At 69.1% G+C, this 24,048-nt stretch carries 24 protein-coding genes and 1 pseudogene; 11 read left to right on the forward strand and 14 right to left on the reverse strand.

Annotation, left to right across the window (positions count from 1 at the left end; translation table 11 throughout):
* Nucleotides 1-128: 128 nt before the first annotated feature.
* The 4 genes from ACGFZQ_RS20005 (at nucleotide 129) to ACGFZQ_RS20020 (ending at nucleotide 4,015) form a co-directional block, all read left to right on the forward strand.
* Entirely contained in the window at nucleotides 129-1,502 is a 1,374-nt protein-coding gene (locus ACGFZQ_RS20005) for an extracellular solute-binding protein (protein WP_393841461.1), read from the forward strand.
* Nucleotides 1,499-2,359, forward strand: a complete 861-nt coding sequence (locus ACGFZQ_RS20010) for a carbohydrate ABC transporter permease (RefSeq protein WP_393841462.1) — start codon at nucleotides 1,499-1,501, stop codon at nucleotides 2,357-2,359. Before ACGFZQ_RS20005 ends, ACGFZQ_RS20010 begins: the two co-directional genes overlap by 4 nt.
* An 8-nt stretch (nucleotides 2,360-2,367) precedes the next feature.
* Nucleotides 2,368-3,198, forward strand: a complete 831-nt coding sequence (locus ACGFZQ_RS20015; RefSeq protein WP_393841463.1) for a carbohydrate ABC transporter permease — start codon at nucleotides 2,368-2,370, stop codon at nucleotides 3,196-3,198.
* 100 nt (nucleotides 3,199-3,298) lie between these two features.
* Nucleotides 3,299-4,015 carry an XRE family transcriptional regulator gene (locus tag ACGFZQ_RS20020; RefSeq protein WP_393841464.1) on the forward strand — a complete coding sequence of 239 codons (717 nt, stop codon included), beginning with the start codon at nucleotides 3,299-3,301 and terminating at the stop codon, nucleotides 4,013-4,015.
* 81 nt (nucleotides 4,016-4,096) lie between these two features.
* Here the strand turns inward: ACGFZQ_RS20020 and ACGFZQ_RS20025 are convergent, their stop codons facing one another.
* Entirely contained in the window at nucleotides 4,097-5,122 is a 1,026-nt protein-coding gene (locus ACGFZQ_RS20025) for an ATP-dependent 6-phosphofructokinase (RefSeq protein ID WP_393841465.1), read from the reverse strand.
* Between the two features lie 175 nt (nucleotides 5,123-5,297).
* On the opposite strand from ACGFZQ_RS20025, the gene pta reads away from it, so the two are divergent.
* From pta to pyk, 3 genes are all read left to right on the forward strand, one after another.
* A complete protein-coding gene (pta, locus tag ACGFZQ_RS20030; RefSeq protein ID WP_393841466.1) occupies nucleotides 5,298-7,388 on the forward strand; it encodes a phosphate acetyltransferase in 2,091 nt (696 codons plus the stop codon).
* The gene (locus tag ACGFZQ_RS20035; RefSeq protein WP_393841467.1) at nucleotides 7,385-8,602 is read left to right on the forward strand and encodes an acetate kinase; all 1,218 of its coding nucleotides are present in this window, start codon (nucleotides 7,385-7,387) and stop codon (nucleotides 8,600-8,602) included. The genes pta and ACGFZQ_RS20035 overlap by 4 nt, the downstream gene beginning before the upstream one ends.
* 73 nt (nucleotides 8,603-8,675) lie before the next feature.
* Nucleotides 8,676-10,103 carry a pyruvate kinase gene (gene pyk / locus ACGFZQ_RS20040; RefSeq protein WP_351748476.1) on the forward strand — a complete coding sequence of 476 codons (1,428 nt, stop codon included), beginning with the start codon at nucleotides 8,676-8,678 and terminating at the stop codon, nucleotides 10,101-10,103.
* A 193-nt stretch (nucleotides 10,104-10,296) separates the two neighbouring features.
* On the opposite strand, the gene ACGFZQ_RS20045 is transcribed toward pyk, so the two are convergent.
* The 4 genes from ACGFZQ_RS20045 to ACGFZQ_RS20060 form a co-directional block, all read right to left on the reverse strand.
* Nucleotides 10,297-11,649 carry a hypothetical protein gene (locus ACGFZQ_RS20045; protein WP_393841468.1) on the reverse strand — a complete coding sequence of 451 codons (1,353 nt, stop codon included), beginning with the start codon at nucleotides 11,647-11,649 and terminating at the stop codon, nucleotides 10,297-10,299.
* Nucleotides 11,639-12,217 carry a DUF6114 domain-containing protein gene (locus ACGFZQ_RS20050; RefSeq protein ID WP_393841469.1) on the reverse strand — a complete coding sequence of 193 codons (579 nt, stop codon included), beginning with the start codon at nucleotides 12,215-12,217 and terminating at the stop codon, nucleotides 11,639-11,641. Before ACGFZQ_RS20050 ends, ACGFZQ_RS20045 begins: the two co-directional genes overlap by 11 nt.
* A gap of 142 nt (nucleotides 12,218-12,359) precedes the next feature.
* Entirely contained in the window at nucleotides 12,360-13,007 is a 648-nt protein-coding gene (locus ACGFZQ_RS20055; RefSeq protein WP_351748479.1) for a DUF6230 family protein, read from the reverse strand.
* A 646-nt stretch (nucleotides 13,008-13,653) separates the two neighbouring features.
* On the reverse strand, nucleotides 13,654-14,631 hold the full coding sequence (locus ACGFZQ_RS20060; RefSeq protein WP_393841470.1) for a tetratricopeptide repeat protein: 978 nt from the start codon (nucleotides 14,629-14,631) through the stop codon (nucleotides 13,654-13,656).
* 231 nt (nucleotides 14,632-14,862) lie between these two features.
* Between ACGFZQ_RS20060 and ACGFZQ_RS20065 the strand changes: the two genes are divergently transcribed.
* A complete protein-coding gene (locus tag ACGFZQ_RS20065; protein WP_393841471.1) occupies nucleotides 14,863-15,495 on the forward strand; it encodes a TetR/AcrR family transcriptional regulator in 633 nt (210 codons plus the stop codon).
* Between the two features lie 37 nt (nucleotides 15,496-15,532).
* Here the strand turns inward: ACGFZQ_RS20065 and ACGFZQ_RS20070 are convergent.
* From ACGFZQ_RS20070 to ACGFZQ_RS20110, 9 genes and pseudogenes are all read right to left on the reverse strand, one after another.
* Nucleotides 15,533-15,808, reverse strand: a pseudogene (locus ACGFZQ_RS20070) (DUF6086 family protein); the annotation flags it as partial.
* A gap of 104 nt (nucleotides 15,809-15,912) precedes the next feature.
* Nucleotides 15,913-17,613 (reverse strand): methylmalonyl-CoA mutase, encoded by a 1,701-nt coding sequence (locus ACGFZQ_RS20075; protein WP_393841472.1) that lies wholly within the window; start codon nucleotides 17,611-17,613, stop codon nucleotides 15,913-15,915.
* Between the two features lie 75 nt (nucleotides 17,614-17,688).
* Nucleotides 17,689-18,027: a DUF3817 domain-containing protein gene (locus ACGFZQ_RS20080; RefSeq protein ID WP_351748484.1), complete on the reverse strand. Its 339-nt coding sequence runs from the start codon at nucleotides 18,025-18,027 to the stop codon at nucleotides 17,689-17,691.
* A gap of 54 nt (nucleotides 18,028-18,081) precedes the next feature.
* The gene (locus tag ACGFZQ_RS20085) at nucleotides 18,082-18,591 is read right to left on the reverse strand and encodes a MarR family transcriptional regulator (RefSeq protein WP_351710567.1); all 510 of its coding nucleotides are present in this window, start codon (nucleotides 18,589-18,591) and stop codon (nucleotides 18,082-18,084) included.
* A 264-nt stretch (nucleotides 18,592-18,855) separates the two neighbouring features.
* Nucleotides 18,856-19,503, reverse strand: a complete 648-nt coding sequence (locus tag ACGFZQ_RS20090) for a TetR/AcrR family transcriptional regulator (RefSeq protein ID WP_393841473.1) — start codon at nucleotides 19,501-19,503, stop codon at nucleotides 18,856-18,858.
* On the reverse strand, nucleotides 19,500-20,180 hold the full coding sequence (locus ACGFZQ_RS20095) for a DUF4166 domain-containing protein (RefSeq protein ID WP_351748486.1): 681 nt from the start codon (nucleotides 20,178-20,180) through the stop codon (nucleotides 19,500-19,502). The genes ACGFZQ_RS20090 and ACGFZQ_RS20095 overlap by 4 nt, the downstream gene beginning before the upstream one ends.
* Complete coding sequence (locus ACGFZQ_RS20100) at nucleotides 20,177-20,920, reverse strand: hypothetical protein (RefSeq protein ID WP_393841474.1); 744 nt, start codon at nucleotides 20,918-20,920, stop codon at nucleotides 20,177-20,179. Before ACGFZQ_RS20100 ends, ACGFZQ_RS20095 begins: the two co-directional genes overlap by 4 nt.
* A 159-nt stretch (nucleotides 20,921-21,079) precedes the next feature.
* A complete protein-coding gene (locus ACGFZQ_RS20105; protein ID WP_393841475.1) occupies nucleotides 21,080-21,373 on the reverse strand; it encodes an MTH1187 family thiamine-binding protein in 294 nt (97 codons plus the stop codon).
* Nucleotides 21,370-21,723: a DUF3817 domain-containing protein gene (locus ACGFZQ_RS20110; RefSeq protein WP_393841476.1), complete on the reverse strand. Its 354-nt coding sequence runs from the start codon at nucleotides 21,721-21,723 to the stop codon at nucleotides 21,370-21,372. Before ACGFZQ_RS20110 ends, ACGFZQ_RS20105 begins: the two co-directional genes overlap by 4 nt.
* A gap of 215 nt (nucleotides 21,724-21,938) precedes the next feature.
* Here ACGFZQ_RS20110 and ACGFZQ_RS20115 point away from each other — a divergent pair, with 215 nt between their 5' ends.
* The 3 genes from ACGFZQ_RS20115 to ACGFZQ_RS20125 are packed head-to-tail and all read left to right on the forward strand — an operon-like array spanning nucleotide 21,939 to nucleotide 24,017.
* Complete coding sequence (locus ACGFZQ_RS20115; RefSeq protein WP_351748504.1) at nucleotides 21,939-22,571, forward strand: AIM24 family protein; 633 nt, start codon at nucleotides 21,939-21,941, stop codon at nucleotides 22,569-22,571.
* Nucleotide 22,572: 1 nt separating this feature from the next.
* On the forward strand, nucleotides 22,573-23,223 hold the full coding sequence (locus ACGFZQ_RS20120; protein WP_351710633.1) for an AIM24 family protein: 651 nt from the start codon (nucleotides 22,573-22,575) through the stop codon (nucleotides 23,221-23,223).
* A complete protein-coding gene (locus tag ACGFZQ_RS20125) occupies nucleotides 23,220-24,017 on the forward strand; it encodes an AIM24 family protein (protein WP_351748491.1) in 798 nt (265 codons plus the stop codon). The genes ACGFZQ_RS20120 and ACGFZQ_RS20125 overlap by 4 nt, the downstream gene beginning before the upstream one ends.
* Nucleotides 24,018-24,048 lie beyond the last annotated feature (31 nt).

Here is a 24,048-nt window from a genome sequence, read left to right on the forward strand (position 1 = left end):
CTCATCCCTGTCCCAGCAAACCAGCAAACCCCCGCACACTCATTGACCTGACTAGACCACTCCACTTACCTTCGCACGGCAAGAGAGACGAACCCCCAGGCCACAGTGCAGTGGCCGCCGAGGAGGTCGTGCCCGTGCGCCCCACCGCCGTCAGCATCCTTGCCCTCTCCCTCGTCACCGCCGCCGCTTCCCTCACCGCGTGCGGCAGCGGGTCCGGGAGCAGTCCCGACACCGTGAAGATCTCTTTCAAGCAGTCCATGGACAACTCCGTGAAGGTGACGGACACCTATCTCGCGGACATCAAGAAGCAGTTCGAGAAGGAGTACCCGGGGAAGAAGGTCGAGCTCGTTCCCATCAAGGCCTCGGACGCGGACTACTACACCAAGCTCCAGCAGATGCTGAGGTCCCCGCGCACCGCTCCCGACCTCGTCTACGAGGACACCTTCCTCATCAACTCGGACATCACCAGCGGATATCTGAAACCCCTCGACTCCTACCTCGCCAAGTGGAAGGACTGGGGGCAGTTCATCGACACCGCGAAGTCGGCGGCCAAAGGTGAGGACGGGAAGACGTACGGCGTCCCGGACGGCACCGACACCCGTGGTCTCTGGTTCGACAAGCGGGTGTTCGAGAGAGCCGGGCTGCCCACCGACTGGCAGCCCAAGAACTGGGACGACGTGCTCGCCGCCGCCCGGACCATCAAGGCCAAGGTGCCCGGCGTCACGCCCCTCAACGTCTACACCGGCAAGGCCGCCGGTGAGACCGCCAGCATGCAGGGCTTCGAGATGCTGCTGTACGGCACCAACGACGGGACCGCCGACCCCCTGTACGACAAGACCGGCAAGAAGTGGATCGCCGGGAGCCAGGGGTTCAAGGACGCGTTGTCCTTCGTCGAGACCGTGTACAAGGACAAGCTGGGGCCGGACGTCTCCGACGCGCTCGACCCCAACTACCGGAACACCGTCTGGGGTGAACTCATGCCCCAGGGCAAGCTGGGCATCAACCTCGACGGGTCCTGGCTTCCCCAGGACTGGCTCAAGGGCAGCGGTCATGAGTGGTCCGACTGGTCCAAGCAGCTCGGCCTCGCCTACATGCCGACCCAGCACGGTCAGGCACCCGGCAAGGTGAGCATGTCCGGCGGCTGGACCTGGGCCGTCCCCGCCAAGGCCGGCAACCCCGACCTCGCCTTCGACTTCATCAAGACCATGCAGACCAAGGCGAACGCCCAGAAGTGGTACATCGCCAACTCGGGGATCGCGGTGCGGAAGGACGTCGCGAGCGATCCGTCGTACACGTCCGCCCAGCCGGGCATCAAGTTCTTCACCGATCTCGTCGCCAGCACGCACTACCGGCCCGCCTACACGGCCTACCCGAAGGTCTCCACCGCCGTCCAGGAGGCCATGGAGAGCGTGACCACCGGTGACGCGTCGGTCGACAAGGCGGCGAGTACCTACGACTCGACGCTCAAGGACGTCACCGACAACCAAGTGGTCACCCAGTGATCACCCGTCGCATCGGCCGCACTCTCCCGCTCACCCCCGCCCTGGTCCTGATCCTCCTCTTCCTGGGCGGGCCGATCGTCTACTGCGCATGGATCGCCTTCACCGACCTCCAGCTCACCGGGCAGGCGCACTCCTCCTTCGTCGGCTTCGCGAACTTCCGCCGGGCGTTCCACGACGACGCCTTCCTGAACGCCGTCTGGCTGACCCTCGTCTTCACCGTGGTGTCCGCGCTCGTCGGGCAGAACACGCTGGGGCTGGCGCTCGCCGCGCTGATGCGGCGGGCGTCGAAGCCGGTGCGGAAGCTCACCGGCGGGATCGTGATCACGGCGTGGGTGCTGCCGGAGGTCGTCGCCGGGTTTCTGCTGTACGCCTTCTTCCGGCGGGAGGGGACGCTCAACGCGATCCTGGACTTCCTCCATCTCCCGTCCCAGAACTGGCTGTTCACGCTGCCGATCCTGGCCGTGTCGTTCGCCAACGTGTGGCGGGGCACCGCCTTCTCGATGCTCGTCTACTCCGCCGCCCTCGACGAGATACCGGACGAGATCGAGGAGTCGGCGGAGGTCGACGGCGCCGGGGGCTGGCGCCGGATGTGGCACATCACGCTGCCGATGATCCGCCGGTCCATCGGGACGAACCTGATGCTCAACACCCTCCAGACGCTCTCCGTCTTCGGGCTGATCTGGGTGATGACCAGGGGCGGCCCGGGGGACAAGAGCCAGACGCTGCCCCTCTTCATGTACGAACAGGCCTTCCAGAACAGCATGATCGGGTACGGGACGGCCGTCGCCCTGCTCCTTCTCCTGGTCGGCTCGCTCTTCTCCGTCGTCTACATGCGCCTGCTGCGCACGGAGGTGTGAGCCGGAAGATGCCTCGCAATCGCCGGCGCTCCCGCCGCCTCGCCGCCGACCTGGGACTCCTCGTCGTGGCCGCCGCCTTCGTGCTGCCGCTCGCCTGGGTGCTGCTCTCCGCCGTCGACCCGCACGCCGATCTCCGGGTGCGGATCCCGGACGGGTTCACCTTCGCCAACTTCGACGCGATCCTCACCCCCGACATCACCTACACGCCGCTCCTCAACAGCCTGATCCTGTGCGGCGGCGCCACCGCGCTCACCGTCGTCTGCGCCGCCCTCGCCGCCTATCCGCTCTCCCGCTACCGCTCCCGGTTCAACCGGCCGTTCCTGCTCTCCATCCTCTTCGCGACGAGCCTGCCGATCACCGCGATCATGGTGCCGGTGTACGCGCTGTTCGTACGGATCAACCTCATCGACACCATGCAGGGCACCATCCTGTTCTTCGCCGCCTCCCAACTCCCCTTCGCCATCTGGCTGATGAAGAACTTCATGGACGGCGTGCCGAAGGAGCTGGAGGAGGCCGCCTGGACGGACGGCGCCAGTCCCTTCCAGTCGCTGGTGCGGATCGTGCTGCCGCTGATGGGGCCGGGGCTCGCCGTCGTCACCGTCTTCGCCTTCGTGATGATGTGGGGCAACTTCTTCGTCCCGTTCATGCTGCTGCTCTCGCCGGACCAGATGCCCGCCTCGGTCAGCATCAACGACTTCTTCGGCAACCGCGGCATGGTCGCCTACGGCCAGCTCGCCGCGTTCTCCGTCATCTACTCGACGCCGGTGATCCTGCTGTACGTCCTGGTGGCACGGCGGCTGGGCGGCGGGTTCGCGCTGGGCGGCGCCGTCAAGGGATGAACAGGTCGACCGTATGGTCGAATCCGTACGTTCCCACAATCCGTGTTCCTGGCCGAACGGACCGTAGTCAGTGCCCTCGCGCGCCCTTACCTTGTGCGCTGTGCGCCGACCTCCAGCTCTGCCGAACCAGCCAGGTCCCCCCTTCAACGCCCCCGCCGCCCGCAGACTCCGTGCCGCTCTCGGCATGGGCCCCGAACATGTGGCCCACCACCTGCGGGCCTCGTACGGGCTGCCGTACGCCACCCTCGATCTCGTCCTCGCCTGGGAGCGCGGGGCGGTGATCCCGAGCAGTCCCGAACTCACAGCGCTCTCGGGCGTGTTGTGGTGCTCACCGGGCGAGCTGATCGACCGGCCGCGGTCCCTGCGCGAGCATCGCGTCGCCCGCGGGCTGGCACCGGAGGACGTGGCGCTGACCCTGGGCCTCGAACTCCTCGTCTACCTGGCCATGGAGGAGGACGGGCACTGGCAGGGCACGGAACGCCAGTCCGCCGCCCTCGCCGACCTGCTCAAGCTCTCCCTGCCCGACTACATCACCGTCACCGGCCGCGAGGAGAAACTGGCCGAACTGCTGCGCAGCGCGGTCACCACCCGCTGGCAGGCCTACGTCCGCCCGGTGAGCAAGGTGGTCCCCCTGGACAAACGCCTGATCGAGAACGTCCTGCGGGGATTGCACGAGGACTACCAGGGCCAGATGACAGCCACCCTGGCCTGGGGCAACACGACCACGACAGCGGAGGACGCCAAGGAAATGGGCGAGGACTTCCTGGCCGGGATAGTGCCCCGCTTCTGGAGCCGGGTCGACGATCCAACGCCGTAAGAGAAGCGCCCCAAGGGGGCGCGGCGAACTGCGCGACCAGCCACATACGGCCCGCAGTTCACCTACGACCGAACCCGCCCCTTAAAAAACCGACTCCGCCTCGTCCATCCGGTCCTTCGGCACCGTCTTCAGCTCGGTGACCGCCTCCGCGAGCGGCACCATCACGATGTCCGTCCCCCGCAGCGCCGTCATCCTCCCGAACTCGCCCTGGTGCGCCGCCTCCACGGCGTGCCAGCCGAACCGGGTCGCGAGGACGCGGTCGTAGGCCGTCGGCGTGCCGCCCCGCTGCACGTGCCCGAGGATGACCGGCTTGGCCTCCTTGCCGAGCCGCCGCTCCAGCTCGTACGCCAGTGCCGTGCCGATGCCCTGGAAGCGCTCGTGGCCGTACAGGTCGATCTCGCCCTTGCCGTAGTCCATCGTGCCCTCGGCGGGATGTGCGCCCTCGGCCACGCACACCACGGCGAACTTCTTGCCGCGGGCGAACCGCTTCTCGACCATCTTGACCAGGTCGGCGGGGTCGAAGGGCCGCTCGGGCAGGCAGATGCCGTGCGCACCGGCCGCCATCCCGGACTCCAGGGCGATCCATCCGGCGTGCCGGCCCATCACCTCGACGACCATCACCCGCTGGTGGGACTCGGCGGTGGTCTTCAGCCGGTCCATCGCCTCCGAGGCGACGCCCACCGCCGTGTCGAAGCCGAACGTGCGGTCGGTCGAGGAGATGTCGTTGTCGATGGTCTTCGGGACGCCCACGACCGGCAGGCCGGCGTCGGACAGCATGCGTGCCGCCGTCAGCGTGCCCTCGCCGCCGATCGGGATCAGCACGTCGATGCCGAACTCCTCCGCCATGTCGGTGGCCCGCTCGCAGGCCTCGCGCAGGCGGTCCCGCTCCAGCCGCGACGATCCCAGGATCGTGCCGCCGCGGGCCAGGATGCCGCCGACGGCGTCCAGGTCGAGGGGGCGGTAGTGGCCCTCGAGCAGGCCCCGGAAGCCGTCCTCGAAACCGATGACCTCGTCGTCGTACTGTGCGACTGCGCGGTGTACCACCGATCGGATGACGGCGTTCAGGCCGGGGCAGTCGCCGCCTGCGGTAAGAACTCCGATGCGCATGGTGGTGTGTCTCCTGCTCGCTGTCGTTACCGGTGAGCCGATCCGATTGTTTCATGCCGCGCGAGTGGGTGAAATCCTGACGGGCGCCTTATCCGGCGCCAAGGGTATTGTCAAGAGGGTTCCGCTCACCCCGGTGGGCGATTTTTATGCGGCTACGCAGGGATGGAGTGCACACGTGACGCGCAGCGTGTACGTGACCGGGATCGACCGCGGCGACGGCCGTCAGGTCGTGGAGCTGGGCATGATGGAGCTCCTGACCCGGCGGGTCGACCGGGTCGGTGTCTTCCGCCCTCTCGTCCACGACGGGCCCGACCGTCTCTTCGAGCTGCTGCGTGCCCGGTACCGGCTCTCCCAGGACCCGGCGACCGTCTACGGCATGGACTACCACGAGGCGTCCGCCCTCCAGGCGGAACAGGGCGTCGACGAACTGGTCTCCACCCTCGTCGACCGCTTCCACCTGGTCGCCCGCGGCTACGACGTCGTGCTCGTCCTCGGCACGGACTTCGCCGACACCCAGTTCCCGGACGAGCTGTCCCTCAACGCCCGGCTCGCCAACGAGTTCGGCGCCTCCGTGATCCCGGTGGTCGGCGGCCGCGACCAGAGCGCCGAGTCGGTGCTCGCGGAGACCCGGAACGCGTTCCGGGCGTACGACGGTCTCGGCTGCGACGTGCTGGCGATGGTCGCCAACCGGGTCGCCCGCGAGGACCGCGACGAGATAGCCGAGCGGATCACCGACCGGCTGCCGGTGCCGACGTACGTGCTGCCGGACGAGCCCGCGCTGTCCGCGCCGACGGTCGCCCAGATCAGCCACGCGCTCGGCGCGAAGGTGCTGCTCGGCGACGACTCGGGCCTGGCCCGGGACACGCTGGGCTTCGTCTTCGGCGGCGCGATGCTGCCGAACTTCCTGCCCGCGCTGACCCCGGGCTGCCTGGTGGTGACCCCCGGCGACCGCGCCGACCTGGTCGTCGGCTCGCTCGCCGCGCACAGCGCCGGCACCCCGCCGATAGCCGGCGTGCTGCTCACCCTCGACGAGCGGCCCACCGACGAGATCCTCACCCTCGCCGCCCGACTCGCCCCGGGCACCCCCGTCCTCTCGGTACCGGGCAACAGCTTCCCGACCGCCGCCCAGCTGTTCTCCCTGGAGGGCAAGCTGAACGCGGCCACCCCGCGCAAGGCGGAGACCGCGCTCGGCCTGTTCGAGCGGTACGTCGACACCGCCGGCCTCGACAGGCAGGTCTCGGCGCCGAGCAGCGGCCGGCTCACCCCGATGATGTTCGAGCACAAGCTGCTCGAACAGGCGCGTACGGACAAGCGGCGGGTGGTGCTGCCGGAGGGCACCGAGACGCGGGTGCTGCACGCGGCCGAGGTGCTGCTGCGCCGGGGCGTCTGCGACCTGACCCTCCTCGGGCCCGTCGACCAGATCCGCAAGAAGGCCGCCGACCTCGGTATCGACCTCGCGGACGCCCAGCTGATCGACCCGGCCACCGCCGAGCTGCGCGACACCTTCGCCGAGCAGTACGCCCTGCTCCGCGCCCACAAGGGCGTGACGGTGGAGCTGGCGTACGACGTGGTCACCGACGTCAACTACTTCGGCACCCTGATGGTCCAGGAGGGGCTGGCGGACGGCATGGTCTCCGGGTCCGTGCACTCCACGGCGGCCACCATCCGCCCGGCGTTCGAGATCATCAAGACGAAGCCGGGCTCGTCGATCGTCTCGTCCGTGTTCTTCATGTGCCTCGCCGACAAGGTGCTGGTCTACGGCGACTGCGCGGTCAACCCGGACCCGAACGCCGAGCAGCTCGCCGACATCGCCATCCAGTCGGCCGCCACCGCCGCCCAGTTCGGGGTGGAGCCGCGGATCGCGATGCTGTCGTACTCCACGGGTACGTCCGGTTCGGGGGCGGACGTGGACAAGGTGCGGGAGGCGACCGAGCTGGCGCGCTCACGCAGGCCCGATCTGAAGATCGAGGGGCCCATCCAGTACGACGCCGCCGTGGAGCCGAGTGTCGCGGCGACCAAGCTGCCGGGCTCGGAGGTCGCCGGACAGGCCAGCGTGCTGATCTTCCCGGACCTCAACACCGGCAACAACACCTACAAGGCCGTGCAGCGGTCGGCCGGCGCGATCGCCGTCGGACCGGTGCTCCAGGGGCTGCGCAAGCCCGTCAACGACCTGTCCCGGGGCGCCCTCGTCCAGGACATCGTCAACACCGTCGCCATCACGGCGATCCAGGCCCAGAACCCGAGCGAGAAGGCAACCCTCCAGTGAGTCCGACCCGTGTCCTCGTCCTCAACTCCGGCTCCTCGTCGGTGAAGTACCAGCTGCTGGACATGCGGGACAGCAGCCGGCTGGCGATGGGCCTCGTCGAGCGCATCGGCGAGCAGACCTCGCGGCTGAAGCACACCTGTGTCTCCACCGGGGACGTCCGGGAGCACACCGGGCCGATCGCCGACCACGACGCCGCCCTGAAGGCCGTGGCGGAGGAGCTGGCGAAGGACGGGCTCGGGCTCGACTCGCCGGAACTCGCCGCGATCGGGCACCGGGTGGTGCACGGCGGGATGTTCTTCACCGAGCCGACCGTCGTCGACGACGAGGTGCTCACCGAGATCGAGCGGCTGATCCCGGTCGCCCCGCTGCACAACCCGGCCAACCTGACCGGCATCCGTACCGCGCGGGCGCTGCGCCCGGACCTGCCGCAGGTCGCCGTCTTCGACACGGCGTTCCACACGAGCATGCCGGAGTCCGCGGCGCGCTACGCGATCGACCCGAAGGTCGCCGACCGGCACCGGATCCGCCGCTACGGCTTCCACGGCACCTCGCACGCCTATGTCTCCCGGGCGACCGCGCGACTGCTGGGAAAGACACCTGAAGAGGTGAACGTCATCGTGCTGCATCTCGGCAACGGGGCGTCGGCCTCGGCGGTCGAGGGCGGCCGGTGCGTGGACACCTCCATGGGCCTGACGCCCTTGGAGGGGCTGGTGATGGGTACGCGTTCCGGTGATCTGGATCCCGCCGTCATTTTCCATTTGGCGCGTGTTGGCGGAATGTCCATGGATGAGATCGACACTCTTCTCAACAAGGGGAGCGGTCTGTTCGGACTGTGCGGTGACAACGACATGCGGGAGATCCGGCGCCGGATCGACGAGGGCGACGAGCAGGCGAAGCTGGCCTTCGACATCTACATTCACCGTCTGAAGAAGTACATCGGCGCCTACTACGCCGTGCTCGGCCGGGTGGATGCCGTGGCGTTCACGGCGGGGGTCGGCGAGAACGCGGCGCCCGTGCGGGAGGCTGCCGTTGCCGGGCTGGAGGGGCTGGGACTGGCCGTCGACCCGGAGCTGAACGCCGTACGGGCGGACGGGCCGCGGCTGATATCCCCGGCGGACGCGCGCGTCGCCGTAGCGGTGGTGCCGACGGACGAGGAACTGGAGATCGCCACCCAGACGTATGCGCTGGTCGGTGCCGACAGAAATAACAGCTGAGCATATCGGCGCCCATTTGTATCTTCCGCCAGACGGAATATTCCGTAGCGAAACAAACCGATAGGATCGCCCCATGCGCCGTTCGAAAATCGTCTGTACTCTCGGCCCCGCGGTCGACACCCACGAGATGCTCGTCGCCATGATCGAGGCCGGCATGAACGTGGCCCGGTTCAATTTCAGTCATGGCTCGCACGCCGAGCACCAGGGACGCTACGACCGTGTCCGGGCCGCCGCCAAGGAGACCGGCCGGGCCATCGGAGTCCTCGCCGACCTGCAGGGCCCGAAGATCCGTCTGGAGACCTTCGCCGAGGGCCCGGTCGAGCTGGAGCGCGGTGACGAGTTCGTCATCACGACCGAGGACGTCCCGGGCGACAAGCACATCTGCGGTACGACCTACAAGGGCCTGCCGGGCGATGTCTCGCGCGGCGACCAGATCCTCATCAACGACGGCAACGTCGAGCTGAAGGTCCTGGACGTCGAGGGCGCGCGGGTGAAGACGATCGTCATCGAGGGCGGTGTCGTCTCCGACCACAAGGGCATCAACCTGCCCGGCACGGCCGTCAACGTGCCCGCGCTGAGCGAGAAGGACATCGAGGACCTGCGGTTCGCGCTGCGGATGGGCTGCGACCTGGTCGCCCTGTCCTTCGTCCGGGACGCCAAGGACGTCAACGACGTCCACCGGATCATGGACGAGGAGGGCCGCCGGGTCCCCGTCATCGCCAAGGTGGAGAAGCCGCAGGCGGTGCAGAACATGGAGGACGTCGTGATGGCGTTCGACGGTGTGATGGTCGCCCGTGGTGACCTCGCCGTCGAGTACCCGCTGGAGCGGGTCCCCATGGTGCAGAAGCGCCTGATCGAGCTGTGTCGGCGCAACGCCAAGCCGGTGATCGTGGCGACCCAGATGATGGAGTCGATGATCACCAACTCCCGGCCGACCCGCGCCGAGGCCTCCGACGTGGCCAACGCGATCCTGGACGGCGCGGACGCGGTCATGCTGTCCGCCGAGTCCAGCGTGGGCGCGTACCCGGTGGAGACCGTCAAGACGATGTCGAAGATCGTCTCGGCCGCCGAGCAGGAGCTGCTGAGCAAGGGCCTGCAGCCGCTCGTCCCGGGCAAGAAGCCGCGCACCCAGGGTGGTTCGGTCGCCCGTGCCGCGTGCGAGATCGCCGACTTCCTCGGCGGCCGCGGCCTGGTGGCCTTCACCCAGTCCGGCGACACGGCGCGCCGTCTCTCCCGCTACCGCGCCCAGCAGCCGATCATCGCCTTCACCACCGACGAGAACACCCGCAACCAGCTCACCCTCAGCTGGGGCGTGGAGTCGCACGTGGTGCCGTTCGTGAACACCACGGACGAGATGGTCGACATGGTCGACCAGGAGCTCGCCAAGATCAACCGCTTCAACCCGGGCGACACCGTCATCATCACGGCCGGTTCGCCCCCCGGCGTCTCCGGCACCACCAACATGCTCCGCGTCCACCACATCGGCGGCATCAACAAGTGACGCACCCGTAAAGGGCCTGGTACGACACCGAGGGCGCCCCCTGCGACGGGGGCGCCCTCGTACAGGGCCTCCCGGCCGCCCATCGGCGCGTATCCCGGAGGGTCCGGACAGCACTGTGGCCCGGTCGTCCGCGTGAGGCGGACGACCGGGCCACAGTTCTGTGCGCGGCTCCCGAACGGGTCTGTGGTGGTGCTCAGCCGGTTCCGTCGGTGGTGTAGACGTGCATCCCGGGGACGTGCAGGGTGCCGCCGAACTGGGCGGCCTGGACGACCTTCACGTTGGTGAAGTAGATCAGCGGGATGTTCAGCGGCGGCGGGCTGTCCGGGGTGAACGTGATCGGGATCAGACCGAACAGGTTCCCCGAGATGGACTCCGTGTACATCGTGGTGTCGCCGTCGCGGATCGTGGACGTCGAACCGGACGCGGCCTGCACGTGGTAGGTCTTGCCGATGTTCGTGTCCTTGACCGTCTGGTGCAGGTCGCCGATGTCGGTGCCGCCGGAGATGACGTACTTCAGCACCTTCTTCGTCTTGCCGCTGGCCGTCTTCACCTCCACGACACCCTGGTAGTCGGCGCTCTTCAGCAGCAGCGAGCTGGCACTCAGGTACCAGGGGTCGTCCGCCACCGCCACCTTGTTGTCGACGCCGCTCACGTCGTCGGTGGCGACCTTGCAGTCGTCGGCCGACGTGCTGGAGCTCGCGGACGGGCTCGGCGAGGCGGTGGCGTCGTCGGCCGCCTTGGTGGCTTCCTCGGTGACCTCGTCGGCCGCCTTGGTCGCCGTGTCGGTGGTGTCCTTCACGGTGTCCGTGACCTTCTTGACGGTCTTGGACACGGTGTCGGAGCCGCTGTCCTTGCTCGACGAGGACGCCGAGTCGGACGACGAGTCGGCGGACGCCGAGGCCGACGGCGAGGGGGTGGCGCTCGCGGTGGAGTCCGACGAGGACGAACTCGTCGTGCTGCCGCCGCTGAGGATGCCGGTGATGGTGTCCCCGATGGAGTCCAGCAGGCCGCCGCTGCCGCTGCTCGCGGAGGCCGACGGCGAAGGGGTGGCCGTGCCGTCGGAGCCGGACGAACCCGAGTCGTCCGACGACGAGGACGACTTGGACGCGGACGGCGTCGGCGTGGCCGTGTCGTCGGAACCTGAATCCGACGAGGACGACTTGCCCGAGTCCTTGCCCGAGTCCGACGACGACTTCGAGTCCTTGGCATCGTCCGACGCCGTGGTGGACGGCGTGGCCGAGTCCGTGGAGTCGCCGCTCGCACTCGCGGAGGGCGAGGCGGAGTCCAGGGCTGAAACGCAGTCCTTGTAGTCCTCGGCAAGGCTCTTCGACGACGACGACGTGTTGTTGGTGTCGGCGATCGCGAGCGTCGACGTGAACCCCATGCCCATGATCACGGCCGTCGGCATCGCCACGGAAGCTATCGCCTTGCCGGCCGGCATGTGGAACCTGGTGAACAGCGGCTTCTTGGGTGCCGCGTGGCGCGGCCCGGTTCTCACACGGGATGCGTCCACATCTGTCCCGTGGGTCACCTCGTCAGCCGGCACTGTGCCTCCCGTTCGCCCCGTTCAGCGGGCTCGTTCCTGACAGGTCATTCGCCTTGCCCACGCCGTCCGAGCCCGTGAAGTGGGTGTCCTCGCCGGGGGTGTGGTCCCCGGCCGGCGGAACGTCGCCCTCCGGCTGCGGCGCACCCGGTGCCCAGGCGACCTCCGGCTGCGGCGGGGTACCCGGTGCCCAGGCCACGGCCATCGCTCCGCCGATGAGGGCGAAGAGGAAGCCCATGATGAAGCCGCCGAAGTTGGACACGGGAAGGGACACCAGCGCCAGCAGGATCGCGGCGACTCCCGCGAACGTGCGGATGTGCTTCTGGAACCAGACGCTGACGCCCAGGACGACGAGCAGCACGCCGATGATCAGGGACCCGGCACCCGCGGTGGTCGCCATCGCCACCGTGAGGTTGCCGATCTGCAGATGCGCGTACGGGAAGTACATGATCGGAAGACCGGCGAGCAGGATGTACAGACCGGCCCAGAACGGCCGCGTGCCCCGCCAGGAGCGGAACTGCAGCCTCCGGCGGCTGAACTGGCCGGGTGCGGCAGGAGTCTCGACGCTCATGGAAAACAGCTCCCTGGTGCGGCGTTGCTGTGGTGATGGTGCTGTGGTTGGGCGGTGTCGTTGTGCTGCACCGCGTGTGAAGACCGCGGGAAGAAGGTGGCGGGCGGGGGTGCCGTCGGCGCCCCCGCCCGTCACGGAGTGCTCAGTAGCACTCCGCACCCTTCGTCGAGATCGACATGTGCAGGTTGCTCAGCTTGAAGGTTCCGGCAGTGGTGGCCCACGCCGTCTGCTTCACGCCGGACAGCGAGGCGTGGTCGGCCTCCTGCGCGAACCCGTTCGGGTTCGTCTGCTTGTTGGCGACCTCGCCCGACTTGATGCCGGGACCCTTGGTCGAGCTGCCGGCCGCGACACCGATGTTGATGTTGGTGAACGTCGCGTCGGCGCTCAGGTCGTCCAGGTCGATGTACAGCTTGCTGGCCTCGACCGGCTTGCTGCTGTCGGTGCCCGCGTGCAGGATCAGGCTGACGTTCCCGAAGATCGGGACGTTCGGCGTGACCACGGACTGGCACAGGTTGGTGATGGTCGCGGTGTTGAACGCCGAGACCGCAACCGGGTGGATCGTCTTGTCACCGGCGAGGGTGACACCCGAGTCGACGGCACCGTACTGGACGAAGCCGTCACCTTCGAGCTGGTCGGCCGTGACCTTGAACTGCTGGCCCGACACACTGAACGACGCGGCGAGAGCGCCCTGCGCGAGGGCGACACCTATACACGCCGTGGCGGCCACGCTGGGCACCATGACCACAGCGAACCGCTTCCATCTGGTCCCGCCACGCACCTGGGACTCCATATTTCCTCCTTCTCGGACGTACATCTCCTGGCCCGGAATCGCCCCCAACGGCGGCTCGGCCGGGCAGGGATGGGAGAAGTGCTACGTCCTCGGAAGGGGAGCGCCCGCACTCGGAGGCGCGAACCGCACCTCGATCACCGGCGATCACCCCCGAGCGACAACCACTGGTCGCGCCTGACACGCATCACGCACAACCCTGCTGGACAGGCTTCACCTCGCGGCGAAGACCCCCCTGCCCAAGAGCCGGCGTCACTGCCGCCGACTCTGCTCGGTGGGGACCCAGATGAACCCGCGGTCCCGACCGGCTGTCGGGGTACGGCAATGGACCGAGCGTCGCCGATCGTGGTGCATTCTCGCCGCCCGCACAAGGGGCTTCGTTACTGGGTAGTAACGGCCGGATAACCGAAGGACGACCCGGTGGTCTCGGAGAGCAACGCAGGGTGGCGTCCAGGGGCAGAACAAAAATGTTGATTCCCGGACGGAATCCGACAGATCAACGCCCCTGATTTACTGCGAGTAACAGCGGCCGCGATTACCAAGATTTGGTAAAGAGCGGCCGCTGTGACCCCGCGTCGGCAAATCTTTCACTCCGGCATCACAGGACGTGACGTTTAGCGACTGGTCAGAACTGTGTTCAGACCGTGACTCAGAACAGCGCCCGCGCCAGCGCCCGGCGCGCCCCCACGACCCGGGGGTCGTCGGTGCCGACGACCTCGAAGAGCTCAAGGAGCCGCCGCCGTACGGCGTCCCGGTCGTCCCCGGCCGTCCGCTGCACGGTCTGGATCAACCGTCCGAAGGCGTCCTCGACATGGCCGCCCACCAGGTCCAGGTCGGCGGCCGCGATCTGCGCCTCGGCGTCGGCCGGCTTCCCGGCCGCCTCCTCGCGCACCCGCTGCGGGTCCATCCCCTGCACGCGCTTGAGCAACTCGGCCTGGGCCAGTCCCAGTTTGGCCTCGCTGTTGCCCGGGTCGTCGCTCAGCACGTTCTGGTACGCCTGGATCGCACCGCCCAGGTCACCCGCGTCCAGCGCCTGGACGGCGGCTTCGAGGAGCGCGTCGTAGGGACCGGCCGGCATCGCGGGCCCGGCCGCCGGGGCGGTGCCCGGCTGCGCGTCGGGGTCGACGGTCAGACCGGTCAGCCCGAAGCGTTCCTCGGCGACCTGGATCAACTGGTCGAGGGTGCCCCGGATCTGGTCCTCACCGGCGGCGCCCTGGAAGAGCGGCAGCGCCTGACCGGCGACCACCGCGAACACCGCCGGGATCCCCTGGATTCCGAACTGCTGCATCAGCATCTGGTTGGCGTCGACGTCGATCTTGGCCAGCAGGATGCGGCCGTTGTACTCGACGGCGAGTCGCTCCAGGACCGGGCTCAGCTGCTTGCAGGGCTGACACCACTCGGCCCAGAAGTCGATGACGACGGGGACTTCGGCGGATCGCTGGAGGACATCGCGCTCGAAGCCGGCTTCGTCGACGTCGATGACCAGATCGGCCGGGGCGACGGCGCCGGCACCACCCTGCCGGGCCGTTTCGGCGCGCGCCTGCTCGGCCTTGGTCTTGGCCTCCTGGGCCGCCTTGACCGCGGCGAGGTCGACGACGCCGCTCATGGACATGTTCCGTGGCTGCATGCGTCTATCCTCCCCCGTTCCCGCGCGTGTGTGAAAAGCGTCGTGAAAGCCGGCCGAACAAGCGTCCGGTAATGGCGCCGGGTCCCCACCCCACGCCGTGGTCGTCGCCCGTGCGGTCACCCACGAGCTTTCGCTACGACCCGTAGCGTAATGCCTCAAGGGCCCCGCGCGACACCCCACTCCGGTGATCTCCCTCACGACGTCACATGAACCGCCGGTTATGGTCGTGGGATGCAGAGCCGCACCCCCGCCAGCCGTACCGGGCGCCCGCGCAGCGCCGAAGCGGACGCCGCGATCCTGGAAGCCACGCGGCAGGCGCTGGTGGAACTGGGCTGGTCCAAGCTCACCCTCGGAGACGTGGCAACGCGGGCCGGGGTTGCAAAAACGACCCTCTATCGCCGCTGGGCCGGCAAGAACGAGTTGGTCGTGGACGCGGTCGCGGAACTGTTCGACGAACTCGAACTCCCCGACCGGGGCAGCCTCGCCGACGACATCGAGGGCGTGGTGCTCCAGTTCGCGGCGATCCTGGACCGCCCGGAGGCGAAGAGCGGGCTGATGGCGGCGGTGGCCGAGTCGACCCGGGACGAGGCGCTGCGGGAACGTATCCGTGCGTCCATCGTGGACCGTCAGAAGCGGCTGGTCCTGGAGGGCCGGGAGCGCGCCCAGCGGCGCGGGGAACTCCCCGAGCAGCCCGACCCGTGCGAGGCGGAGCGCACCGCGGAGCTGATCTTCGACCTGGTGGCGGGTTCGGTGGTGCACCGCGCCCTGGTGAGCGGCAAACCGGCGGACGAGGAGTGGGTGCGCGGCCTGACCCGGATCCTGCTGCTGGGCCTGGCGGGCTCGGCGGACGACGCCAGGACGTGACCACGGCCCCCCACCGCGAAGTCGGCGTCGAGCGCTTTCAGCGGACGACGACGGTGCCGTCTCCCATTTCCACGACATGCCCTTGGAGGACACGGTCCTCGTCGCGGGCCCATTCCAGGTAGCCGCGCTCCGTCGGGGTGCTCGCGGTGACCGTAGCGCCGGCCTTGTCGGCCGGCATGACCATCACGGGCAGCAGGCCGTCCATCAGCTTGATCATCTCCGAGTGCCCCGTCCTGCCCCGCCTGCGCAGAGCGGCGGTGACGAACTCGCCGTAGAACCGGGTGTCCATCTGGACCCAGTCGCCGGACGAGCGCCGGTTCCCAGACGTCCTCGTCGGTCTCGGTGACCGTGAATATGCAGCTCATCACGGTCACCGTACGCGGGCGTCCACGCCCGCTCCGGAACCCCGCCGTACGGTCAGAACCCCGCCGGCTCCGTGTACACCCCCCACTCGTCCCGCAGCACCCCGCAGATCTCGCCCAGGGTCGCCTCGGCGCGTACCGCGTCGAGCATCGGCTCGATCATGTTGGCCCCGGAGCGGGCGGCGCCGAGCATCGCGTCCAGGGCGGTGCGCACCGCGCCCTCGTCGCGTGCGGTCCTGCGCTCGTCCAGCACCCGCACCTGCTCCCGCTCCACCTCGTGCGAGACCCGCAGGATCTCCAGGTCCCCGGTGACGGAACCGGTGTGCACGTTGACGCCGACGACCCGCTTGTCGCCCTTCTCCAGCGACCGCTGGTACTGGAAGGCGGACTCGGCGATCTCCCCGGTGAACCAGCCGTCCTCGATGCCCCGCAGGATCCCGGAGGTGACCGGCCCGATCGGGTGCCGTCCGTCCGGATGGGCGCGCAGCCCGCGCTCCTTGATCTGGTCGAAGATCTTCTCGGCGTCGGCCTCGATCCGGTCGGTGAGCTGCTCGATGTACCAGGAACCGCCCAGCGGATCCGCCACGTTGGCGACCCCGGTCTCCTCCATGAGCACCTGCTGGGTGCGCAGCGCGATCTCGGCGGCCTGCTGGCTGGGCAGCGCGAGGGTCTCGTCGAGCGCGTTGGTGTGCAGCGAGTTGGTCCCGCCGAGCACGGCCGCGAGCGCCTCCACGGCCGTCCGCACCACGTTGTTGTACGGCTGCTGGGCGGTCAGCGAGACACCCGCGGTCTGGGTGTGGAAGCGCAGCCACTGCGACTTCTCCGACCGGGACCCGTACACGTCCCGCATCCACCGCGCCCAGATCCGGCGTGCGGCACGGAACTTGGCGATCTCCTCGAAGAAGTCGACGTGCGCGTCGAAGAAGAAGGAGAGTCCGGGCGCGAACACGTCCACGTCGAGGCCGCGGCTGAGCCCCAGCTCCACGTACCCGAAGCCGTCCGCGAGCGTGTAGGCCAGCTCCTGCGCGGCCGTCGCACCCGCCTCCCGGATGTGGTAGCCGGAGACGGACAGCGGCTTGTACGCGGGGATGCCGGCCGCGCAGTACTCCATCAGGTCGCCGATGAGCCGCAGATGGGGTTCGGGCTGGAAGAGCCACTCCTTCTGGGCGATGTACTCCTTGAAGATGTCGGTCTGGAGCGTCCCGTTGAGCACCGCCGGATCGACGCCCTGCCGCTCGGCGGCGACGAGGTACATGCAGAAGACCGGGACCGCCGGACCGCTGATCGTCATCGACGTCGTGACGTCGCCCAGCGGGATGTCCTTGAACAGGACCTCCATGTCGGCGGCGGAGTCGATGGCCACCCCGCAGTGCCCGACCTCGCCGAGCGAGCGCCGGTCGTCGGAGTCGCGGCCCATGAGGGTCGGCATGTCGAAGGCCACGGACAGACCCCCGCCACCGTTGGCGAGGATCATCTTGTACCGCTCGTTGGTCTGCTCGGCGTTGCCGAACCCGGCGAACTGGCGGATGGTCCAGGTCCGCCCGCGGTAGCCGGTCGGATACAGCCCGCGCGTGAAGGGGTACTCCCCCGGCCAGCCGATCCGCTCGAATCCCTCGTAGGTGTCCCCTGGGCGGGGCCCGTACACCGGCTCCACGGGATCCCCGGAGAGCGTGGTGAAGTCCGCGTCCCGCTTGCGGGCCGCGTCGTAGCGGGCCTGCCAGCGTAGGCGGCCCTCCGTGATGGCGTCAGCGTCCATACCTTCGAATTTACTAGGACGTCCTAGTAAATGTCGATGGCGAACCGCCGTACGGGTGTCCGTACGGCGGTGGCGTCAGACCTTCGCCGCCACCGGGGTGCCCTCGGTGATCTTGTCGTCGAGTTCGCGGGTGACCTTGCGCTCCACGAAGAACGCGGCGGTCGGGATGGTGCCGGCGAGCAGCACCCACAGCTGCTTGCCGACCGGCCACTTCGCCTTGGAGCCCAGGTCGAAGGCGAAGACCAGGTAGACGACGTAGAGCCAGCCGTGCGCGATGGCGACGACCCGCGTGAAGTCGGCCGCACCGTCGATGTCCAGCCCGTACTTGGCGATCATGCTCAGGCACAGCAGCACCAGCAGCACACCGGTGACATAGGCCAGGACGCGGTAGCGGGTCAGCACGCTCTTTTTCATGGGGACGAGCGTAACCACCCGTTCCGGGAGATCTTGCCCCGGGTCGGTGCTCGGTCAGTCCTCGTCGAAGTCGTGCGCCGAGACCCGCAGCGGACGCAGCATCGCGAAGATCTCCGCGCATTCCTCGGAATCGTACGCCCCGAGCCCGAAGTCCATCGCCATCAGGTCCCGGGTGGCCGCCTCGACGACCTCGCGGCCCTTCTCGGTGATCGTGGCGAGCGTGCCGCGCCCGTCGTTGGGGTTGGGCCGCTTGTCCACCAGACCGGACCTCACCAGCCGGTCTACGGTGTTCGTCACGGACGTCGGGTGCACCATCAGACGCTCACCGATCTTCGACATCGGCAGCTCACCGGCCTTGGAGAAGGTGAGCAGCACCAGCGCCTCGTAGCGCGCGAACGTCAGCCCGTACGGCTTGACCACCGCGTCGACCTCGGCCAGCAGGATCTGCTGGGCCCGCATGATCGACGTGATCGCGGCCATCGACGGGACGTTTCCCCAGCGCTGCTTCCAGAGGTCGTCGGCACGGGCGATGGGGTCGAAGGGAAGGCTGAGAGGCTTCGGCACGCCACCGACCCTACCGGCCGGTCATATACCGGTCAGCCGTGTCTCGGCTTTCGGTCACCTGCGCCACGACACCGCTGCCACGGCCGGCACCGCACCGACGCCGGGGCCCGTGCCTGCCGGGGACGGCCCACCCACGCGCCGTCACGCATCCGGCCGGGAGACCTGTCAGGGCCCCGGCGTGAAGCGGGCGGCTGCCGCGCCCACCGCCCGGGAGGCCGTACCGCGGCCCGGCGCCCGGTGGGCCGGGCGGCCGGCCGTCGGCGGCTAGCGGGTGTGGCGACGCAGGTGGTGGCGGACCGCTCGCTGGGCGACCGGGCCCAGCGACTCCAGCGCGGCCACCAGTACGCCGAGCTGTTCCAGGGCGTCCAGGGCCGCGTGGGCGCCGGACGCGTCGACGCCCTCGTAGAGCTCGATGCCCACGAAGGACGCGGCGACCGCGCGGGCGAGCCCGGCCGGGTCGGCGAACTCGCCGAACGGCGTCGCCGCGAGGACCCGGACCAGCACCTTCTCGATCTCGGCGATCCACAGCTCGAGGCCGGCCGCGGTGGCGGGGCGGAGCGCCTCGTGGGTCTGGGCGCCGGCCAGCAACTGTCCGAGCAGGGCGACATGGCCGCCCGCGCGCTCCTCCTCGTGGATCTGCCGCCCCACGGCGAGGAGTTCGGAGAGCGAGCCGACCGCGGCCAGGCGGGGGCGGAACCGGTCGACGGCCTGCCCCGCGCCGTACCGGCAGGCGGCCGCGAGGAGCTCGTCCACGGAGCCGAAGTGGTAGAAGACCAGCGCCTGGTTGACCCCCGCGGCCGCCGCCACCGTACGGGCCGAGGTCTTGGCGATGCCCTGCTCGGTGAGCGTCCGCAGCGCGCCCTCCAGCAGCTTGTTCTTCGTCTCCAGGGACTTCGCGGTCTCCGGGCTCACGCGCGGGACTCCTCACGGACCGGCCGCAGCCCCGGCCGTACCCCGCAGCGGCGGATGTCGGTGTACGACGCCTCGAAGGAGCCCTGGTAGCCGAAGAGCGGACCGAAGTACCGGTTCACGACCCGCACCTGGATACGGAAGCGGCCGGCCCGGTCGTCGTAGGACTCGCGCACCTCGGCGGTGGCACCCGCGAGTTCGGGGACGCGGACGTCCACCGGGCCCTCCCTGAACCGGTGTTCGCCGGAGCGGATGAGCAGGGAGCCGTCGGGCTCGGCACGGAGGTGCAGCTCGCTGGCGAGGTGCTGGTGGGTGCCGAGGTAGTCGAGGATGCGGTCGCCCTTGGGGCTGAGCACCATCTGGGCGTCGAAGCGGCGGGCCCGGCCGGGCAGGTCGAAGGTGCGCACGAAGGTCACCGTCTCACGGCCGAAGGTGTCGACGTAGGGCACGTTCTCGATCACGAACGGAACGTTCCGGCCCGCCTTCGGGACCAGGATGTTACGGGTGGCGCCCAGCGCCAGGAACGGCCTCACGAACGCCGGCCCGTGCCAGATCCGTTCCATCACCCCCCGGCCGGTGCAGGCCTCACCGCTCGCCAGGCCGACCGAGAAGCGCCGCTGGAGCTGTGGGTGCAGCCGGTCGAAGCCGGCGCCCAGCACGGTACGGAACATGGAGGTCACGGCTGCCTCTCCAGGGTGTGCAGGACCCGGGGTGCGGTCACCCGGGTCGGTGGGGTGCGCAGGCAGCGGCGGGCGGCCGGGGTGGTGGCGAGCGGGGGCGCGAAGAGGGCCAGCGAGAGGGCGACCACGAGGAGGAGCGGGACCAGGAAGGCGACGGCGGGCGAGAGGGCGTCGAGGACCGGCCCCTGGCTCAGGCCGGCGGTACAGCCGACGGCCGTCAGCGCGCGGGCCGCCAGCTCGGCCAGCCAGTTCCACCGCGCCCGCTCCGGGGTGATCCCGCGCTCCAGCCACAGCCGCAGCCGGTCGAAGGACCAGGCGGTCGCCCACCCCATCAGCGGGCGCAGGACGAGCCGGTCGGCGAGCGCGCCGAGGCCGCCCCAGCGGGACCGGTAGTCGTAGCCGGTGAGGAAGCGGACGCCGTCGGCGACCGGGACGTAGCGCCAGTAGCCGCTGCCCTCGGCGAGCGGCGAGAGCGGGTGCGGGGAGGCGAAGCGCAGGGCGGAGGTGCGGGTGCCGTCCGGGCGCTCCTTCTCCCCCGCCGAGATCCCGGTGCCGGCGACCGTGAGGAACGGCAGCACCCGGGTGGCGTAACGGAAGCGCTGCGGCTCGCCCGGCACCCGCGGGAGGTAGTCGATCTCGGTGAACCTGAGGTCCCAGCGCTGGTGCTGGGCCGGGTCCTGGGTCCGTGCCCACAGTTCGTCGAGGTCGGCGCGGATGCGCGCCTCTATATAGAGCCCCATTGGTGTCGTACCCCCGTCACCTGGTCCTTTGAGTGTTTTTTGAGCGACCGCTCAAACTCTGGCGGCGACGGTACTCCTTTTTGAGCGATCGCTCAATCACGGGGCGGAAGAAAACCCCGGCCCTGCAAGGACCGGGGTTCCGACTTCGGGGGCTGTCGACTACTGGGCGAGGTGCCGCTCGACCGTCTCCACCTTGCTGGTGAGGCCGTCGGTGACGCTGGGGCGGATGTCCGCCTTGAGGACCAGGGAGACGCGCGGGGCACGCTCCTCGACGGCGGCGACGGCACGCTTGACGACGTCCATGACCTCGTCCCAGTCGCCCTCGATCGAGGTGAACATGGCATCGGTGCGGTTGGGCAGCCCGGACTCGCGGACCACCCGGACGGCGTCGGCGACGTACTCCCCGACGTCCTCGCCGACGCCCAGCGGCGTCACGGAGAAAGCGACGATCATGCCTTCACGGCCCCTTCCTGGCGGGCGCGGGCCGCGATGGCTGCGTCGACTGCGTTCTCGGCCTCGCGGCGCAGCTTGCGCTCGGCGAAGAAGCCGCCGGTCGGCAGGACGGAGAGGACGAAGTAGAAGGCGGCGGTCCCCAGCGGCCACTTGGCACGGTTCCAGGCGTCGGCCCAGAAGATCACGTACAGGATGAACAGGACACCGTGGATCGCGCCCATCACGGGCACCGCGTTGAAGTCCGTGGTCCGCTTCAGCACCGAGCAGAGGAGAAGGATCAGGAAGGAGACGGCCTCCGGGGCGGAGACCAGGCGGAGGCGGCGGATGGCGGTGGCGGTCTTGATGTCCACGAGTCACCTTCGGTGGGAGAGACGTCCACTCTTTGTGAACGCAAGCACAAACGTTCCCCCATTGTGGCAAAGGAGCCTCGCGCGCCCCGCGCGGGGGGTGGGAGGCCGGGCCGTCGACGGAGGGGCTCCGGCCCCCTAAGGGTCGGATCCGGGACGAGGTCCACCCCTGGGGCCTGTTGGCGGCGTCGGCCTGCGGCTACCTTCGCAGCGTGGCGATGTTTCGACTTCAAGGCAGCAAGGTGCTGGCCGTCGAGATGACCGGGGACGCCGTGAAGGCGAAGAACGGCTCGATGGTCGCGTACGACGGGCAGATGGCGTTCAAGAAACTGAGCGGCGGCGGTGAGGGGATACGGGGGATGGTGACCCGGCGGCTCACCGGCGAGCAGATGACGGTGATGGAGGTGAAGGGGCACGGGACGTGCTGGTTCGCGGACCGGGCGTCCGAGATCAACCTGGTCGGCCTCCAGGGCGACAAGCTGTACGTCGAGTCGAGCAACCTGCTCGCGACCGACGCCGGCCTGCGCACCGGCACGACCTTCACGGGCCTGCGCGGCGCCTCCCAGGGCAACGGTCTGTTCACGACCACGGTCGAGGGCCACGGCCAGGCGGCGATCACGTCGGACGGGCCGGCGGTGGTGCTCCGGGTGAGCGCGCAGTATCCGCTGACCGTCGACCCCGGCGCATACATCGCCCACCAGGGCAACCTCCGCCAGTCCTTCCAGTCAGGTGTGACATTCCGCACGCTCCTCGGAGAGGGCGGCGGCGAGGCCTTCCAGATCCGGTTCGAGGGGGACGGCTTGGTGTACGTGCAGCCGAGCGAGCGGAACACGATCGCGGGGGATGTGTGAGATGGCCCTGCGCGAGGTGAACTCCAAGATGGTCGAGGCGACCGTCATGCCCGGACAGCGGCTCTACAGCCAGCGCGGGGCGATGCTCGCCTACAAGGGCGAGGTGTCCTTCACGCCCAACATCCAGGGCGGCCAGGGCGGGCTGATGTCGATGCTCGGCCGCCGGGTCGCGGGCGAGGCCACCCCGCTGATGACCGTCGAGGGCAGCGGCACGGTGTTCTTCGGGCACGGCGGCCACCACGTCCAGGTCATCACCCTCACCGGCGACACCCTCTACGTCGAGGCGGACCGGCTGCTCGCCTTCGAGGGCACGCTCCAGCAGGGCACGATGTTCATGGGCTCCCAGGGCGGCGTGATGGGCATGGTGCGCGGCCAGGTCACCGGCCAGGGCCTGTTCACCACCACCCTCAAGGGCCAGGGCGCGGTCGCCGTGATGGCCCACGGCGGGGTGTTCGAGATCCCGATCACCCCACAGCGCCCGGTCCATGTCGATCCGCAGGCCTACGTCGCCCACCACGGCGACGTCCGCAACAAGCTGTCGACCGCGCTCGGCTGGCGGGACATGGTGGGCCGCGGCTCCGGCGAGGCGTTCCAGCTGGAGCTCAGCGGAAACGGTGTGGTGTACGTCCAGGCGTCGGAGGAGAAACTGTGAGCGCATACGGTGCCGCCGGACCGGTCGTCCACGACCCCATGACCCTCCCCGTCGACGACAACGTCAACAAGTACACCTTCTGCGTGGAGCTCAAGAGCGGCCAGTGGTTCCTGCAGAAGGGGAAGATGATCGCCTACTACGGCTCGATCGACTTCAACGGCGTCGGACACGGGCGTCTGGACCGTCTGGTCCGCACTTCGTTCCATTCGCCTCTGCACGCGAGCGACTGGGTGGTGGCGGAGGGCTCGGGCAAGATGCTCCTCGCCGACCGGGCCTTCGACGTCAATTCGTACGATCTGGAAGACGGCAACCTGACCATTCGCTCTGGCAACCTGCTCGCTTTTCAGCCAAGTCTCGCGCTCAAACAGTCGATCGTGCCGGGTTTTCTGACCCTTATCGGAACCGGAAAGTTTGTGGCCGCGTCCAACGGTCCGGTGGTGTTCATGGAACCCCCGATCCGGGTGGACCCGCAGGCACTCGTGGGATGGGCCGACTGCCCCTCCCCCTGCCACCACTACGACCACGGTTACATGACAGGTGTCATGGGCGGTCTACGTGCGATGACGGGCCTCGGCGGGGCCTCCGGGGAGGAGCACCAGTTCGAGTTCGTAGGGGCCGGTACGGTGCTGCTCCAGTCCACCGAGACCCTGATGGCGGAGCAGGCCACGGGAGCGGTTCCACACGAGCCCGGAGTACCCGGCGGAAGCGGGCCTTTCACAGGTCATTCACAGCAATCCGGCACACCGCGCCTTCCCGGACAGCTGGGGGACCTGCAACGTCGCTTCGGGCTGTGAGCGGTAGTCTGCGGAGTGTGACATCGAACGC

Source organism: Streptomyces sp. NPDC048254 (genome assembly GCF_043201895.1).
Lineage (GTDB): Bacteria > Actinomycetota > Actinomycetes > Streptomycetales > Streptomycetaceae > Streptomyces.

Coding starts and splice junctions, on each gene's coding strand:
- ACGFZQ_RS20015 (WP_393841463.1), top strand. CDS start 2,368: ATGCCTCGCAATCGCCGGCGCTCCCGCCGCCTCGCCGCCGACCTGGGA.
- ACGFZQ_RS20025 (WP_393841465.1), bottom strand. CDS start 5,122: ATGCGCATCGGAGTTCTTACCGCAGGCGGCGACTGCCCCGGCCTGAAC.
- pyk (WP_351748476.1), top strand. CDS start 8,676: ATGCGCCGTTCGAAAATCGTCTGTACTCTCGGCCCCGCGGTCGACACC.
- ACGFZQ_RS20050 (WP_393841469.1), bottom strand. CDS start 12,217: ATGAGCGTCGAGACTCCTGCCGCACCCGGCCAGTTCAGCCGCCGGAGG.
- ACGFZQ_RS20055 (WP_351748479.1), bottom strand. CDS start 13,007: ATGGAGTCCCAGGTGCGTGGCGGGACCAGATGGAAGCGGTTCGCTGTG.
- ACGFZQ_RS20060 (WP_393841470.1), bottom strand. CDS start 14,631: ATGCAGCCACGGAACATGTCCATGAGCGGCGTCGTCGACCTCGCCGCG.
- ACGFZQ_RS20065 (WP_393841471.1), top strand. CDS start 14,863: ATGCAGAGCCGCACCCCCGCCAGCCGTACCGGGCGCCCGCGCAGCGCC.
- ACGFZQ_RS20075 (WP_393841472.1), bottom strand. CDS start 17,613: ATGGACGCTGACGCCATCACGGAGGGCCGCCTACGCTGGCAGGCCCGC.
- ACGFZQ_RS20080 (WP_351748484.1), bottom strand. CDS start 18,027: ATGAAAAAGAGCGTGCTGACCCGCTACCGCGTCCTGGCCTATGTCACC.
- ACGFZQ_RS20100 (WP_393841474.1), bottom strand. CDS start 20,920: ATGGGGCTCTATATAGAGGCGCGCATCCGCGCCGACCTCGACGAACTG.
- ACGFZQ_RS20105 (WP_393841475.1), bottom strand. CDS start 21,373: ATGATCGTCGCTTTCTCCGTGACGCCGCTGGGCGTCGGCGAGGACGTC.
- ACGFZQ_RS20115 (WP_351748504.1), top strand. CDS start 21,939: ATGTTTCGACTTCAAGGCAGCAAGGTGCTGGCCGTCGAGATGACCGGG.
- ACGFZQ_RS20120 (WP_351710633.1), top strand. CDS start 22,573: ATGGCCCTGCGCGAGGTGAACTCCAAGATGGTCGAGGCGACCGTCATG.